General features: G+C 68.3%; 9 protein-coding genes. 8 read left to right on the top strand and 1 reads right to left on the bottom strand.

All coding sequences use genetic code 11. The annotated features are described in order from the left end of the window. The first annotated feature begins 192 nt into the window (after positions 1 to 192). The 8 genes from ACQR1B_RS00385 to ACQR1B_RS00350 all read left to right on the top strand — a co-directional run bounded on the left by ACQR1B_RS00385 (position 193) and on the right by ACQR1B_RS00350 (position 14391). Positions 193 to 2700: a PAS-domain containing protein gene (locus ACQR1B_RS00385; protein WP_434832824.1), complete on the top strand. Its 2508-nt coding sequence runs from the start codon at positions 193 to 195 to the stop codon at positions 2698 to 2700. Beyond that, on the top strand, positions 2697 to 4238 hold the full coding sequence (gene tsaE, locus ACQR1B_RS00380) for a tRNA (adenosine(37)-N6)-threonylcarbamoyltransferase complex ATPase subunit type 1 TsaE (protein WP_434832825.1): 1542 nt from the start codon (positions 2697 to 2699) through the stop codon (positions 4236 to 4238). The genes ACQR1B_RS00385 and tsaE overlap by 4 nt, the downstream gene beginning before the upstream one ends. A gap of 313 nt (positions 4239 to 4551) precedes the next feature. After that, a complete protein-coding gene (locus ACQR1B_RS00375; protein ID WP_434832826.1) occupies positions 4552 to 4860 on the top strand; it encodes a PilZ domain-containing protein in 309 nt (102 codons plus the stop codon). Between the two features lie 163 nt (positions 4861 to 5023). Continuing rightward, positions 5024 to 5746, top strand: coding sequence for a nucleotidyltransferase family protein (locus ACQR1B_RS00370; RefSeq protein WP_434832827.1), 723 nt, complete (start codon positions 5024 to 5026; stop codon positions 5744 to 5746). A gap of 447 nt (positions 5747 to 6193) precedes the next feature. After that, positions 6194 to 9340, top strand: coding sequence for a double-strand break repair protein AddB (addB, locus tag ACQR1B_RS00365; RefSeq protein ID WP_434832828.1), 3147 nt, complete (start codon positions 6194 to 6196; stop codon positions 9338 to 9340). Continuing rightward, complete coding sequence (gene addA, locus ACQR1B_RS00360; protein ID WP_434832829.1) at positions 9334 to 12807, top strand: double-strand break repair helicase AddA; 3474 nt, start codon at positions 9334 to 9336, stop codon at positions 12805 to 12807. Before addB ends, addA begins: the two co-directional genes overlap by 7 nt. 105 nt (positions 12808 to 12912) lie before the next feature. Further along, positions 12913 to 13233 carry a thioredoxin gene (gene trxA / locus ACQR1B_RS00355; RefSeq protein ID WP_434832830.1) on the top strand — a complete coding sequence of 107 codons (321 nt, stop codon included), beginning with the start codon at positions 12913 to 12915 and terminating at the stop codon, positions 13231 to 13233. A 144-nt stretch (positions 13234 to 13377) separates the two neighbouring features. Further along, positions 13378 to 14391 (top strand): ATP-dependent DNA ligase, encoded by a 1014-nt coding sequence (locus ACQR1B_RS00350; protein WP_434832899.1) that lies wholly within the window; start codon positions 13378 to 13380, stop codon positions 14389 to 14391. Here the strand turns inward: ACQR1B_RS00350 and ACQR1B_RS00345 are convergent, their stop codons facing one another. After that, positions 14392 to 15132: a metallophosphoesterase family protein gene (locus tag ACQR1B_RS00345; RefSeq protein ID WP_434832831.1), complete on the bottom strand. Its 741-nt coding sequence runs from the start codon at positions 15130 to 15132 to the stop codon at positions 14392 to 14394. It lies immediately after the preceding gene. Between the last annotated feature and the right edge of the window lie 3 nt (positions 15133 to 15135).

The raw sequence follows: 15135 nt of genomic DNA, 5'->3' as shown, positions 1-15135 counted from the left end.
GAAACACGGTGTTTGCCATCGCGCGGACTCGAAAGCGCCGATCGCCGGACGCATTTTCCAGGTGTGCAACCATCGTTCACGGTCTGGACTCTTACCGCTGGAGTCCTGAAGCGGTTATTGTTGATTGATTCGTGAAACGGCGCGGTCGATGCGATCGGCGCGGCGCGGAACTTCGTGCGGTTTGGGGCAAAAATGTCGGGCGTGATCGTGGTGATGCGTCAGACGCTGCTGTCGTGCACGTCACTCGCGCGCAAGGGCCTGATGGGTCTCGCTGCGACTGCGCTTGCGCCGGCGACGCCGGGCCTCGCGGGTGATGGCGTGCCGGCGGATGCGATCACGACGCTGTTCGAACTGAGCCGTTCCGACGTCGCCGAGGTCACGGCGATGCTGGCGCTGCTCGGCTTCTCCGTGGTCGCCGCGATCGCGCTGGTGCGCACGCGCCTTGCCGCGGCACGCAAGGAAGCGCGGCTGCGCGCCGACGTCGCCGAGCTGCAATTGCAGGCCGACCGCTATCGCGCGCTGCTGTTCGCCGAACCGCAGATCCTGATCGCCTGGCCGGCCGGCGGCCATCGTCCGCAGATCTCGGGCGACACCTCGATGCTGGTGCCGCAGGATCAGCCGCAGCGCATTCTCGCCTTCGGAACCTGGCTGCCGCCGGAGCCGGCGCTGCAGCTCGACCACGCGGTGGACGCGCTGCGCGAGGCCGGCGAAGGCTTTCTACTGCATCTCACCGCCTCGCACGGCCATGCGATCGAAGCGATGGGCCGCGCCATCGGCGGCCAGGCCATCGTCCGCATCCGTGAACTCTCCGGCCTGCGCCGCGAGCTCGCCGAGACGCAGATCCGGTTGAAGTCGCTCGGCGAAGAAACCGACTCGCTGCGCGCGCTCGCCGCCGCGCTGCCATGGCCGATCTGGGCGCGGCAGGCCAATGGCGCGCTCACCTACGTCAACACCGCCTATGCCCGCGCCGCCGATGCCCGCGACGTGCCCGACGCGGTCAGCCGCAATCTCGAGCTGCTCGATTCCGCCGACCGCACCGACATGCTGCGCGCGCTCGGCGCGGGCGGCCGCTTCGAGGGCCGGCTGCCGATCGTGACCGGCGGCGAGCGCCGCATGTACGACGTCCGCGCCTTCATGCTCGGCCACGGCAATGCCGGCGTCGCCATCGACGCCAGCGAGGCGGCAGCGCTCGAAGCGGCGCTGGTCCGGATGCGGGAGGCGCACCGGCGCACGCTCGACCAGCTGTCGTCGGGCGTCGCCGTGTTCGACGGCCAGCGCCGGCTCGCCTTCTACAACGACTCCTATCGCCGGCTGTGGGATCTCGACAGCGCCTTCCTCGACGGCCAGCCGGACGATTCCTCCGTGCTCGACCGTCTCCGCGCCGCGCGCAAACTGCCCGAGCAGTCCGACTTCCGCGCCTGGAAGGCCAAGCTGCACGAGGCCTACCGCGCCGTCGAGGCCGCCAAGGACACCTGGTTCCTGCCCGACGGCCGCGCGCTGTCGGTCGTCACCACGCCCAACCCCGAAGGCGGCGTCACCTATCTGTTCGACGACGTCACCGAGAGCTTCGCGCTCGCCCGCCGCTTCGACGGCCTGATCCGCGTCCAGCGCGAGACGCTCGACAGCCTTGCCGAAGGCGTCGCCGTGTTCGGCTCGAACGGCCGCGTCGAGCTGTTCAATCCGGCCTTCGCCCGGATGTGGCGGCTCACGCCCGAATCGCTGCGCGAGCATCCGCACATCGACACCGTCGAATCCTGGTGCCGGGCGCTCTATGACGACGCGGTCGCGTGGCGCACCATCCGCGAAGCCATCACCTCGATCGAGAACCGGCTCGACATCGCGCTCAAGCTCGAACGCAAGGACGGCAGCGTGCTCGACTGCATGAGCCGGCCGCTGCCCGACGGCGCGACCATGCTGACCTTCCAGGACATCACCGACACCGAGAATGTCGAGCGGGCCCTGCGCGAGAGCAACGAAGCGCTGGAAGCCGCCGGGCAGATGAAGATCGACTTCGTCCACCACGTATCCTACGAGCTGCGCGCCCCGCTCACCACCATCATCGGCTTCGCGCATTTCCTGTCCGACCCCTCGACGGGGCCGCTGACGCCGAAGCAGGCCGAGTATCTCGACTACGTCACCAAATCGACCAACGCGCTGCTGGCGCTGACCAACAACATTCTCGACCTCGCCACCATCGATGCCGGCGCCATGAAGCTCGAACTCGGGCCGGTCGACGCCGCCAAGGCGATCGAGGCCGCCGCCGAGGGCGTCCAGGACCGGCTCGCCACCGATCGCATCCGCCTGACCATCGCGGTCGATCCCGACGTCGGCTCCTTCGTCGGCGACGAGCGCCGCGTCGTGCAGGTGCTCTACAATCTGCTCGCCAATGCGGTCGGCTTCTCGCCGCCGGATTCGAGCGTCGTCGTCAGCGCCCGCCGCACCGATCACAGCATCGCCTTCGCCGTCACCGATTCCGGCCCGGGCATTCCGCCCGAGGTGAAGGACAAGGTGTTCGAATGGTTCGAGAGTCATTCGCAGGGCTCGCGCCATCGCGGCGCCGGGCTCGGCCTGTCGCTGGTGCGCTCCTTCGTCGAGCTGCATGGCGGCAAGGTCCGGATGGATTCGGTGGTCGGCAAGGGCACCACGGTCACCTGTGACTTCCCGACCGACCACATCGCGCAACGCAACGCCGCGGAATGACGGACCGACTGACATTCACCACCGCACTGGCGGACGAGACCGCAACCGCCGCACTCATGGCCGACCTCGCGCTGCTGATCGGCCCGGGCGTGCTGATCACGCTGACCGGCGATCTCGGCGCCGGCAAGACGGCCGCGGCGCGGGCGATGATCCGCTATCTCGCCGATGAGCCCGAGCTCGACGTGCCGAGCCCGACCTTCACTCTGGCGCAGAGCTACGACCTGCCGAGCTTCCAACTGGTGCATGCCGATCTCTACCGCATCAGCGATGCCTCCGAGCTGGAGGAGATCGGCCTGTCGCCGCTGCCGGAGGCCACCGTCGTCCTGATCGAATGGCCGGAGCGCGCCGGCGACGCGCTGCCGATCGATCGCATCGACATCGCGCTGCGCCACGATCCGGCCGAGGGCGACACCGCGCGCAGCGCCGTGATCACCGGGACCGGCACGGCCGCCGCCATCGTCGCGCGGCTGAAAGCCTTGCGCGATTTCCTCGCCGAGGCCGGTCACACCAGGTCGCGCCGCGAGCGCATGGCCGGCGATGCCTCGACCCGCTCCTATGCGCGGCTCCACAAGGGCGAGCGCGTCCATATCCTGATGAATTCGCCGAAGCGTCCCGATGGACCTGCGATCTACAACGGCAAGCCCTATAGCGGCGCCGTGCATCTCGCCGAGGACGTCCGCCCGTTCGTGGCGATCGCGGGCGCCTTGCGGGCCCGCGGCATTTCGGCGCCGAAGATCAACGATGCCGATCTCGACCACGGCTTCCTGATCACCGAGGATCTCGGACGCGAGGGCGTCATCGAAGGCGATCCGGCGCGCCCGATCGTCGAGCGCTACGAGGCCGCGACCGACCTGCTCGCCGCGCTGCATGCGCAGGACGTGCCGTCGGTGCTGCCGCTGGCGCCGCAGGTCAACTACACGGTGCCCACGTTCGACGTCGACGCCATGCTGATCGAGATCGGACTGATGCTCGAATGGTACCTGCCCGACCGCGGCGTGCAGCCGTCGCAGCTGCAGCGCGCCGAATTCCTCGAGCTGTGGCGCGAGATGCTGGCGGCGCCGCTGGCGACCAAGCCGACATCCAAGGCGACCTGGGTGATCCGCGACTACCATTCGCCCAATCTGCTCTGGCTGCCGGCGCGCGACGGCATCGCGCGGGTCGGCGTGATCGATTTCCAGGACGCGGTGATGGGACCGCCGGCCTACGACGTCGTCTCGCTGGCGCAGGACGCCCGCATCGACGTGCCGGCCGACGTCGAGCAGGCGCTGCTTCAGCGCTACGTCGCGGTACGACGAGCCGCCCGCACGGATTTCGACGCCGATGAGTTCATCGCGCACTACGCGATCATGTCGGCCCAGCGCAACACCCGCCTGCTCGGCACCTTCGCCCGCCTCAACCGCCGCGACGGCAAGCCGCACTACCTCAAGCACCAGCCCCGCATCTGGGACTATCTCCACCGCTCGCTGACGCACACCGCGCTCGACCCGATCCGCGACTGGTACGCGGCGAATGTGCCGCCACCGGCGGGCGTCGCGTGAGCGCGAACGCTCTGTGAAGACTAAAAAATCAGGCGCTCACTGCCACCCTCCCCTGGAGGGGGAGGGTCGGCTCACATGAGCGCAAGCGAAATGTGAGCCGGGATGGGGTGAGCTCACCACTTGCACTCGCGTCCGTGGCTTCACCCCACCCCGCTCGCCCGCTTCGCGTGCGATCGACCCTCCCCCTCCAGGGGAGGGTGGCCAAGCCGCACGACTCCCAGCTTCCCCGTAGCTTTACCGGTTCTTAGCCATCCCCCGTTACCTTGCCCGCCGCGGCGCCTGTGTGCGCCGCGCGCGGTCAGTGGAGGTTGCGATGGCAGAGCGGATGAAGGGCGAGCGCGTCGTCTTCGAGCGCGGCATCCCGGCCTTCATGATGGGCATCGACGGCACCTGGCGGCGCAACTGCACCATCGAGGACGTCTCCGAGACCGGCGCCAAGCTGACGGTCGAGGGCTCGGTCGAGGGCCTGCATCTGAAGGAATTCTTCCTGCTGCTGTCGTCGACCGGCCTCGCCTACCGGCGCTGCGAACTCGCCTGGGTCAATGGCGACCAGATCGGCGTGACCTTCCTGAAGACCGGCGCCAAGAAGAAGAACAGCAAGCGCGCGCCCGCCGAGACCTGACAGAGACCCACCAACGGCAAACCCCTGCGGCATCTTGCATCGGGGCGGCGGCGCCGCCGTCGCACATTCGTCATCGGGCCGGGCTATCGCAGCCGATCGAAACGTTGCACTTTTTCACGTGCTATGATTCGCTCGTGCCACTTGTGATCGAGATTGTCCGAAAATGCCCGTCAAGCCGCACAAAGCCATGGTTCTCGCCGCCGGTCTCGGATTGCGCATGCGCCCTCTGACCGAGACGATGCCGAAGCCGCTGGTGCGCGTCGCCGGACGTCCCCTGATCGACCACGTGCTCGACCGCCTGGCCGAGGCCGGCGTCACCGAAGCCGTCGTCAACGTCCATTATCTCGCCGACCAGATCATCGCGCACACCGCCACGCGCGACCGGCCGCGCGTGATCATCTCCGACGAGCGCGACCAGGTGCTCGGCACCGGCGGCGGCGTGGTCAAGGCGCTGCCGCTGCTCGGTCATGAGCCGTTCTTCCACGTCAACTCCGACACGATGTGGATCGAGGGCGTGCGCCAGAATTTGTTACGGCTCGCCGATGCGTTCGATCCCGAACGCATGGACATCATGCTGCTGATGGCCCCGACCGCGACCTCGATCGGCTATTCCGGCCTCGGCGACTACGCGATGCTCGCCGACGGCACCTTGCGCAAACGCAGGGAGCACCAGGTGGTGCCGTTCGTCTATGCCGGTGCGGCGATCATCTCGCCCGCGATCTTCGACGGCGCCCCGGAGGGCGAGTTCTCGCTGACCAAACTGTTCGACAAGGCCAATGAGCAGGACCGCCTGTTCGGCCTCCGCCTCGAAGGCGTCTGGATGCATGTCGGCACGCCGGACGCCGTCATCGCGGCCGAAGAGGCGCTGATGGAGAGCGCGGCTTAGGGCTGGGCGGTTTAGGCTGCTTCGTCATAGTCGGTGTCGTCCCGGCCAAGCCTTGGCCTCGCGCAGCGAGGCCGGGGCGCAGATCCGGGACCCATAGCCACCGGCCGACATGTGGCGAAGACTGGCCATGACCATCTCGCAACAAAAAACCTCCGGTGGCTATGGATCCCGGGTCGGCGTCGCTGTCAGCGCTGGCGCGCTGCCGAAGGCTTGACCGGGACGACACCGAATCTGCTGACGTTGCGTGATCAGCTCACTGACCTGAGCAGGACACATCACCGGGAACTGCCACTCGCGCCATCAAGAATTGCCTCACCGAAGAAGGCATCGCGGGGCAATGACAGTCGGGCGACGCTCCATCTATCAACACCCGTCCACACCCCCGATATGACCTGCGCCCGATCGCTCCCTATATAGACGCCCTGAGCAACCCGCGAATCGCAGGCCATGCGCGTCTTCACCGTTCCGATCTCGGCCCCGTTCCTGCGCAGCGTGATCGCGGCGCTGGTGGACGGCCGGCTGGTCGACGGCTTCGAGGCGCGGTCGGATCCGGCTCGGCTCGCCACGGCGACGCTGTATCTGCCGACGCGGCGCTCCCTTCGGGTTGCGCGCGAGATGTTCCTTGAGGAGCTGAAGACCGATGCGGCGGTGCTGCCGCGGCTGGTCGCGCTCGGCGACATCGACGAGGATGAGCTCGCCTTCGCGGAAGATCGCGACGCGTTCCTCGGGCCGGCACCACTGGAGATTCCGGAGCGGCTCGACGAGCTGCAGCGCCGGCTGACCTTGGCGCGACTCGTCGCGGCCTGGGCCAAGACGCCGGTGTCGGCACCGCTGGTGATCGGCGGCCCGGCCTCGACGCTCGCGCTGGCCGGCGACCTGGCGCGGCTGATCGACGACATGGTGACGCGCGGCGTGTCGTGGGATGCGCTCGACGAACTGGTGCCGGATCAGCTCGACAAATACTGGCAGTATTCGCTCGAATTCTTGCGCATCGCGCGCACGGCGTGGCCGGCCTATCTGCAGGAGATCGAGCACATCGAGCCGGCGGCGCGGCGCGATCTGCTGATCGCGGCCGAGGCGGCGCGGCTGTCGGCGCATCCGGATGGTCCCGTGATCGCCGCGGGCTCGACCGGCTCGATGCCGGCGACCGCCAAGTTCCTGCTGGCGGTCGGCAAGCTGCCGCATGGCGCCGTGGTGCTGCCCGGGCTCGACACCGATCTCGACGAGTCCGCGTGGAATTCGATCGGCGGCGCCAAGGATCGCGGCGGCCGCGCGCTCACGCCGCCTGCCGTCAACCATCCGCAATATGCGATGCACCTGCTGCTCAAGCGCTTCGGCCTGGAGCGGCGCGACGTGATCAGACTGGTGCCGCCCGGCCGCGGCGGCCGCGAGGTGCTGATCTCAGAGGCGATGCGGCCGTCGGAGGCGACCGCGGTCTGGCACGAGCGGCTGCGCCAGTTCGACATCGCCGCCAACATCGCCGAGGCGATGGACAATCTCGCTGTGGTCGCCGCGCCCAATCCGGAGATGGAGGCGCTGGGAATCGCGATCGCGATGCGCGAGGCGCGCCATCTCGGGAAGTCGGCCGCGCTGGTGACGCCGGACCGCGCGCTGGCGCGACGGGTGATGGCCGCGCTGACGCGCTGGCACCTGACCTTCGACGATTCCGGCGGCGACGCGGTGCTGGAGACGCCGGCCGGCATCTTCGCTCGCCTCACCGCCGAAGCCGCCGCGCGCGGGCTGGAGCCGCCGACATTGCTGGCGCTGCTCAAGCATCCGCTGTGCCGGCTCGGCCGCGCCGCGAAAGGCTGGAAGCATGCGATCGAAACCTTGGAGCTCGCCGTGCTCCGAGGCACGCGGCCGCAAGCCGGCACGAGCGGGCTCGCGCGCGACTTCGCGCGCTTCCGCGACGAGCACACCAAGCTGCATCAGGGCGAAGCCTCATCACTGCACAAGGCCGAACCGCGCGCGCGGCTCAGCAATGAGCAGCTCGACGGCGCCGGCGCGCTGATTGCGCAATTGCAGACCGCGCTGGCGCCGTTGGAAAACCTCGCCTCGCCGCGGCCGCAGGATTTCGCCGAGCTGGCCGCGCGACACCGCGAGGTGCTGATCGCGCTGTCGACCGACGATGCCGGTCTCAGCACCGCCTTTGCCGACCGCGCCGGCACGGCGCTGGCACGCTGCTTCGACGATCTGCTGGCCTCCGGCGAGCGCTGCGGCCTGATGGCGCCGCTGTCGGATTATCCGGACCTGTTCCACACCGCGTTCTCCGATCGCGCGGTGCGCCGCCCCGAGCGCCACGGCGCGCAGTTGCAGATCTACGGTCCGCTCGAAGCGCGCCTGATGCAGGCCGATCGCATCATCATCGGCGGCCTGATCGAGGGCGTGTGGCCGCCGGCGCCGCGCATCGATCCCTGGCTGAGCCGCCCGATGCGGCATCAGCTCGGCCTCGACCTGCCCGAGCGCCGCATCGGCCTCTCGGCACACGACTTCGCGCAGCTGCTCGGCGCGTCCGAAGTGATCCTGACGCATGCGGCGAAATCCGGGGGCGCGCCGGCTGTCGCCTCGCGCTTCCTGCACCGGCTCGAAGCCGTCGCCGGCGCCGAGCGCTGGAACGCGGCGACCGCGCGCGGCGACGCTTACGTCCGCTATGCCGAAGTGCTCGACCAGCCTGCCGCGGTGAAGCCCATCGAGCAGCCGGCGCCGAAGCCGCCGCTAGCGGCACGTCCGCTGCGCATGTCGGTGACCGCGATAGAGGACTGGCTGCGCGATCCCTATACCATCTTCGCGCGCTACATCCTCAGGCTCGATCCGCTCGATCCCGTCGACATGCCGCTGTCGGCGGCCGATCGCGGCTCGGCGATCCATGAGGCGATCGGCGAGTTCACGCAGACCTATGCAGAGGCGCTGCCGCTGCATCCGGCGCATGCGCTGCGCGTGATCGGCGAGAAGCACTTTGCGCCGCTGATGGAGCGCCCCGAGGCGCGCGCGCTGTGGTGGCCGCGCTTCCAGCGCATCGCCGGCTGGTTCGCGGCGTGGGAGAGCGCCCGCCGCGAGCAGATCGGCGCGATCACCGCCGAGATCCGCGGCGAGATCGGCATTCCCTTGAGCCATGATCGCACCTTCATGCTGTCGGCGCGCGCCGACCGCATCGAGCGCCGTGCCGAGGGCACCTACGCCATCCTCGACTACAAGACCGGCCAGCCGCCAACCGCCAAGCAGGTACGGATGGGCCTGTCGCCGCAGCTCACGTTAGAGGCCGCGATCCTGCGCGAGGGCGGCTTCGAGGGCATCCCGGCCGGCAGCCTGATCAGCCAGCTCGTTTATGTCAGGCTGTCGGGCAACAATCCGCCGGGCGAGGAGCGCATCCTCGAACTGAAGATCAACAAGAGTGACCCGCCACAGCATCCGGACCAGGCCGCGCAGGAGGCGCGCAACAAACTGGAAGAGCTGATCCGCAGCTTCGAGGACGTCAATCAAGGCTATACTTCGCTGAACCTGTCGATGTGGGCGAACCGCTACGGCAGCTATGACGACCTCGCCCGCATCAAGGAATGGTCGGCGGCGGGCGGACTGGGAGTCGAGGAATGGTGAAGGCGCCCCGCCCCATTCCGCAGGCCGTGCGCGACGCGCAGACCCGCGCCTCGAACCCGGCTGCCTCGGCGTTCGTGTCGGCCAATGCCGGCTCGGGCAAGACGCATGTGCTGGTGCAGCGCGTGATCCGGCTGCTGCTCGACGGCGTGCCGCCGGAAAAGATCCTGTGCATCACCTTCACCAAGGCCGCCGCCGCCAACATGGCCGAGCGCGTGTTCTCGACACTCGGTCATTGGGTGACGCTCGACGACGACGCGCTCGACGGCGCGATCAAAGCGACCGGCATTCCCACCCCTGACAAGAAGCTGCGCGCCTCGGCACGCAAGCTGTTCGCCAGCGCGCTGGAGACGCCGGGCGGGCTGAAGGTGCAGACCATCCACGCATTGTGCACGCGGCTCTTGCAGCAGTTTCCGTTCGAGGCCAACGTGCCGGCGCGGTTTGCGGTGCTCGACGAGCGCGACCAGACCGAGATGATGGAGCGCGCCAACCTCAAGGTGCTGCTCGATGCGGCGCGCGCGCCGGACAGCGCCGTCGGCCGCGCGCTGCAGGTCGCAATGGCCAATGCAGCGGATTCGACCTTCAAGGAGGTCGTGCGCGACGCCTGTCTCAGCCGCGATCATTTCATGGCCTGGACCGATGGCGCCGGCCGCGTCGAGGTCGCCGCGCAACAGCTCGGCGAGGTGCTCGGCATCGGCGCCGGCGAGACACTGGAGGCGATCGAGCATGACATTCTCGATGGCCCCAACCTGCCGCGCGCGGATTGGAGCGAGATCGCCGCGCGGCTCGACGGCGGCGCCAAGTCCGACAAGGATCAGGCGGAGCAACTGCGCGCGGCGCTGGCCTTCTCGGGTACGGATCAGGTCGACGAATATCTTCGGCTGTTCCTGACCGAGAAGAAGGAGCCGCGCAAATCGCTGCTCACCAAGAAGTTCGCCGACGGAAATCCGGGGCTCGCCGGCCTGTTCGAGTCGGAAGCGCGCCGGCTCGATCGCCTGATCGAGAAGCGCCGCGCTGCTGTGGTTCGTGACCGCACCGAGGCGCTGCTGCGGATCGCGACCGCGGCGGCGGCCAACTATCGCCGCGAGAAGGAGGAGCGCGGGCTCCTTGACTATGACGACCTGATCGACAAGACGCTCGTCATGCTCAACCGCGTCTCGGCGGGGTGGGTGCACTACAAGCTCGACCGCGGCGTCGATCACGTGCTGATCGACGAGGCGCAGGATACGAGCCCGCGGCAATGGGACATCGTCGCCCACATCATCGAGGAGTTCACCGCCGGCGCCGGCGCGCGCGACTCGCTCACGCGGACCATCTTTGCGGTCGGCGACGAGAAGCAGTCGATCTTCTCGTTCCAGGGCGCCGACCCGCACGAATTCGATGCGCGTCGGCGCCAGCTGCAGAAGCGCTTCACCGACGCAGGGCTGCTGTTCGATCCGGTGTCCTTCACCTATTCGTTCCGCTCGGGACCGACGGTGCTGCACGCGGTCGACCACGTGTTCCGCGAGCGCGAGGTCTACAGCAGCATCCATTCGCCTGACATCGGCTATCCCATCCACAACGCGATGACCGATGCCGGGCCGAGCCTGGTCGAGCTGTGGAGCCTGTGCGAACGCGACGACCGCAAGGAGATCGAGGGCTGGCGCGCGCCGTTCGACGGCGTCTCCGTCACCAGCCCCGAGGTGAAGCTGTCGCGGCGCATCCAGGCCGAGATCAAGCGGCTGATCCAGACGGGCACGATGACCGGCCATGACGGCGCGCGGCGGCGGCTGAGCTACGGCGACATGCTGATCCTGGTGCGCCGGCGCGGCAACGCGTTCGATGCCGTCATCCAGGCGCTCAAGCATGCCGGCATTCCCGTGGCAGGCGCCGACCGGCTCAAGCTGACCGAGCACATCGCGATCATCGATCTGATGAACCTTGCCGACGCGCTGCTGCTGCCGCGGGACGACCTGGCGCTGGCGACCGCGCTGAAGAGCCCGCTGTTCGGCCTCGACGACGACGATCTGTTCAAGCTGGCGTGGCAGCGCCGCGGGTCGTTGCGCGATGCACTGACCTCGCACGCCGTCGGCGACGAGCGGCTGCAGGGCGTCGTACGCCGGCTGCAGCAGTGCGAGCGGCGCGCCGCGGAAGACACCCCGTTCGCGTTCTATGCCTGGCTGCTCGGTGGCGACGGCGGACGGCGGCGCATCCTGGCGCGGCTCGGCCACGAGGCCAATGACGCGCTCGACGAATTCCTCGAGCTCGCGCTGTCCTATGAACGCAAGGCGCCGGCCTCGCTGCAGGGTTTTGTCGCGTGGCTGCGCGCCGCCGATACCGAGGTCAAGCGTGACATGGAGATCTCGCGTGACGAGGTGCGCGTCATGACCGTGCACGGCGCCAAGGGGCTCGAAGCCTCCGTGGTGTTCCTGGTCGACACCACCTCGTCGCCGGCGGATTCGCAGCGGCTGCGGCTGATCCACGTGCCGCATGGCGAGCAGGAGATCGTGGTGTGGGCCGGCCGCAAGGCGGACGATCCGCAGGCCGTCGCGGCCGCGCGCGTCGCGATGCTGAAAGAGACCGAGGACGAATATCGCCGCCTGCTCTATGTCGCGATGACCCGGGCCGCCGACCGGCTGGTGATCGGCGGCTGCATGCCGGGCAACATGACCAACGTCCGCGGCGGCAGCTGGTACGACCTGATGGCGCGTGGACTCGATGCGGCGGGCTTGCAGGTCGAGGTGATCGAGACCGAGGACGGGCCCGTCAAGCGTTACGCGCGGCCTGAGGACATCGCGGAGACCTCCGGCGACGCGGCGCGGCGCATGGGAGAGACGGCGGTCGAACTGCCGGCCTGGCTGAGGGCGCCGTCGGCCGAGGCGCCCGCAGAGATCGCCGTGCTCAGGCCGTCCGATCCCTCATCCGACGAGCGGCCGGTGCGCACGGGCGAATCGCTAGCGGCGCGCAGCCTCGCGATGCAGCGCGGCACCCTGGTGCATCGCCTGCTGCAGTCGCTGCCGGACGTGCTGCCCGAACGGCGCCGCGACGCCGCGCTGCGATATCTGCTCCGCAATGCGGCGGATTGGCCTGAGGAGGAGCGCGAGCGGCTGGCGGCGCGCGTGCTAGCCGTGATCGGCGACTCGCGTTTTGCCGCGGTGTTCGCCCCCGGCAGCCGGGCCGAGGTGTCGATCGTCGGCCGCCTCGCGCTGCCCGGACAGCCGCGGGCGCTGGTGTCCGGCCAGATCGACCGGCTCGTGGTGACCGAGGCCGAGGTGCTGATCGTCGACTTCAAGACCAACCAGCAGCCGCCCTCGGGGCTATCCGACGTGCCCGAGGCCTATGTCCGGCAGCTCGCGCTGTACCGGGCCGTGCTCGGGCAATTGTACCCCGGACGAGCCGTCCGCGCCGCCCTGCTCTGGACCGAAGCCCCTGAATTCATGGAGCTTCCAGCCTCCGCGTTGGACGCCATGCTGCCATCCGATCCCGTCTGAGTGAGCGCGCTTGACCCGGCATCGCGCCATTCCTACTTTGACACCCACGCAGAAGAGGCGGCGCGACATCGGTGCCGCTCCCTCCAACCGAACGAGGTAGATCCCATGGCCGTTGGCAAGGTTTCCGACGCCGATTTCGAAAGCGAAGTGCTCCAGGCGGACGGCCCGGTCGTGGTCGACTTCTGGGCCGAGTGGTGCGGTCCGTGCCGCATGATCGCGCCTGCCCTCGACGAGATTTCGAGCGCGCTCGGCGACAAGGTCAAGATCGTCAAGCTGAACGTCGACGAGAGCCCGAAGACGGCCTCGAAATACGGCGTGATGTCGATCCCGACCCTGATGGTGTTCAAGGGCGGCGAAATGGCCTCCCGTCAGGTCGGCGCCGCGCCGAAGGCGAAGCTGCAGCAGTGGATTTCGTCGTCGATGTGACGCGTTCCAAACCAGAATTTCTGTCGAACGGCCGGCGCCATCGCCGGCCGTTTGCGTTGAGAGGAGGTGTTTTCAGCGTTTTCGGATGTCACCATGCCCGCCCGCCCCCGCCGCTCCCCCTCCCGCAAATCCGGCCTCCTGGCCATGGAGGCGCGGTCGGTAGATGTGATCCCGCTCGGCGAGGACTGGCTGTACGAGCCGAAATGGGACGGTTTCCGCTGCCTGCTCGCGCGCGACGGGACGAGTGTCACCATGCAGTCGAAGGCCGGCGAGGATCTCGCGCGCTACTTCCCCGAAGTGGTCGCCGCCGCGCGGAAGCTGAAGGCAACGCGCTTCACGCTCGACGGCGAGCTGGTGGTGCCGCAGGCGAAATCGTTCTCGTTCGATACCCTGCTACAGCGGATTCATCCGGCCGCCAGCCGCGTGAAGAAGCTCTCCGTCGAAACGCCGGCGTTGTTCCTCGCCTTCGACCTGCTGGCGACGGCGAAGGACAATGAGCTGATGACAGAGCCGCTGCATGACCGACGCCCGGCACTGGAAACTTTCGCGAAGGCCAATTTCGAAGGCCATCCGACCTTCCGGCTGTCTCCGGCGACGACGCGCTTCGCGACCGCGCAGAAATGGCTGGCGCAGTCCGGCGGCGGCTCGGACGGCGTGATCGCGAAACGCGTCGACTTGCCCTACCAGGCCGGCAACCGCGACGGCATGCAGAAGATCAAGCGCTATCGCTCGGCCGATTGCGTCATCGGCGGTTTCCGCTACGCGACGAACAAAGGTGACAACGGGCGGAAGCTCGTCGGCTCGCTACTCCTTGGTCTGTATGACGAAAACGGCCTGCTGCATCACGTCGGCTTCACCTCCGCGCTCAAGAAGGACGAGAAGCCCGCGCTGACCGACAAACTCGAGCCATTGATCTCGCCACCCGGCTTCACCGGCAATGCGCCGGGCGGGCCGAGCCGGTGGTCGACCGAGCGCTCGGCGGAATGGTGTCCGCTGAAGCCGAAGCTGGTGATCGAGGTCTGCTACGACCACTTCTCCGGCGAACGCTTCCGTCACGGCACCTCGATCCTGCGCTGGCGCCCGGACAAATGGCCGAAGCAATGCACCTTCGAGCAGCTCGAGCAGAAGGTCGCCGATCCCTTGAAGCTGCTCGCCTGATCAGCGGATCCAGCCGGTGGCGAGCGCGGATGCAAATTCCTCGTCGCCATTGGCGCGCGCCAGCTCGGCCATCGCGCGATGATCGTAAGGCACATGGCGAAAGCTCACGCTCCAACCAGCCGGAGTCAGCTCCAGGATCGCGTAGCGCGCGTCGGGCGTGCCGGCCTGCACCACATGCGGATGCGGCACGTTGTAGGAATAGCCAGGGCTGCCGACGCTGCCGGGGTTCACGATCAGTCTTCCGTCACGCAGGCGCACGGCGCGTGCGGTGTGCGTGTGGCCGCACAGGATCAGCGATTGCGAAATGCCGGCGGCCAGCCGCTCGATCTCATCGAGCGTCGCGCAGGTGATAGCGCCATCCGCCGCAACGTTTTCAAGCCAGTAGACGTTGTCGTCCTCAGGCGTCGCGTGACAGAGAAACGCCTGGTCGCGATAGACTGCCGTCGCCGGGACCGTGCGCAGCCAATCGAGATGTTTGCTGTCGAGCTGCGGATAGGCCGGGCGCTCCCACGCGCCCATCTTCTCGAACGGGCGATCGATCAGCCAGCGATCGTGATTGCCGCGCACATGCACCGCATCGAGCGCCATCAGCCTGTCCAGCGACTTTCGCGCATCGAGCGGGCCGCTTGCCATGTCGCCGAGGTCGACGATCTCGGTCACGCCTTGCGCACGGATATCGGCGAGCACGGCTTCGAGTGCGAGATGATTGCCGTGGACGTCGGCGATCGCGGCAAAACGCATGTG

Source organism: Bradyrhizobium oligotrophicum, from assembly GCF_051168495.1.
Taxonomy (GTDB): domain Bacteria; phylum Pseudomonadota; class Alphaproteobacteria; order Rhizobiales; family Xanthobacteraceae; genus Bradyrhizobium; species Bradyrhizobium oligotrophicum_A.
The sequence above is the reverse complement of the archived record's forward strand: the minus strand, read 5'-3'. Positions and strand labels throughout refer to the sequence as shown.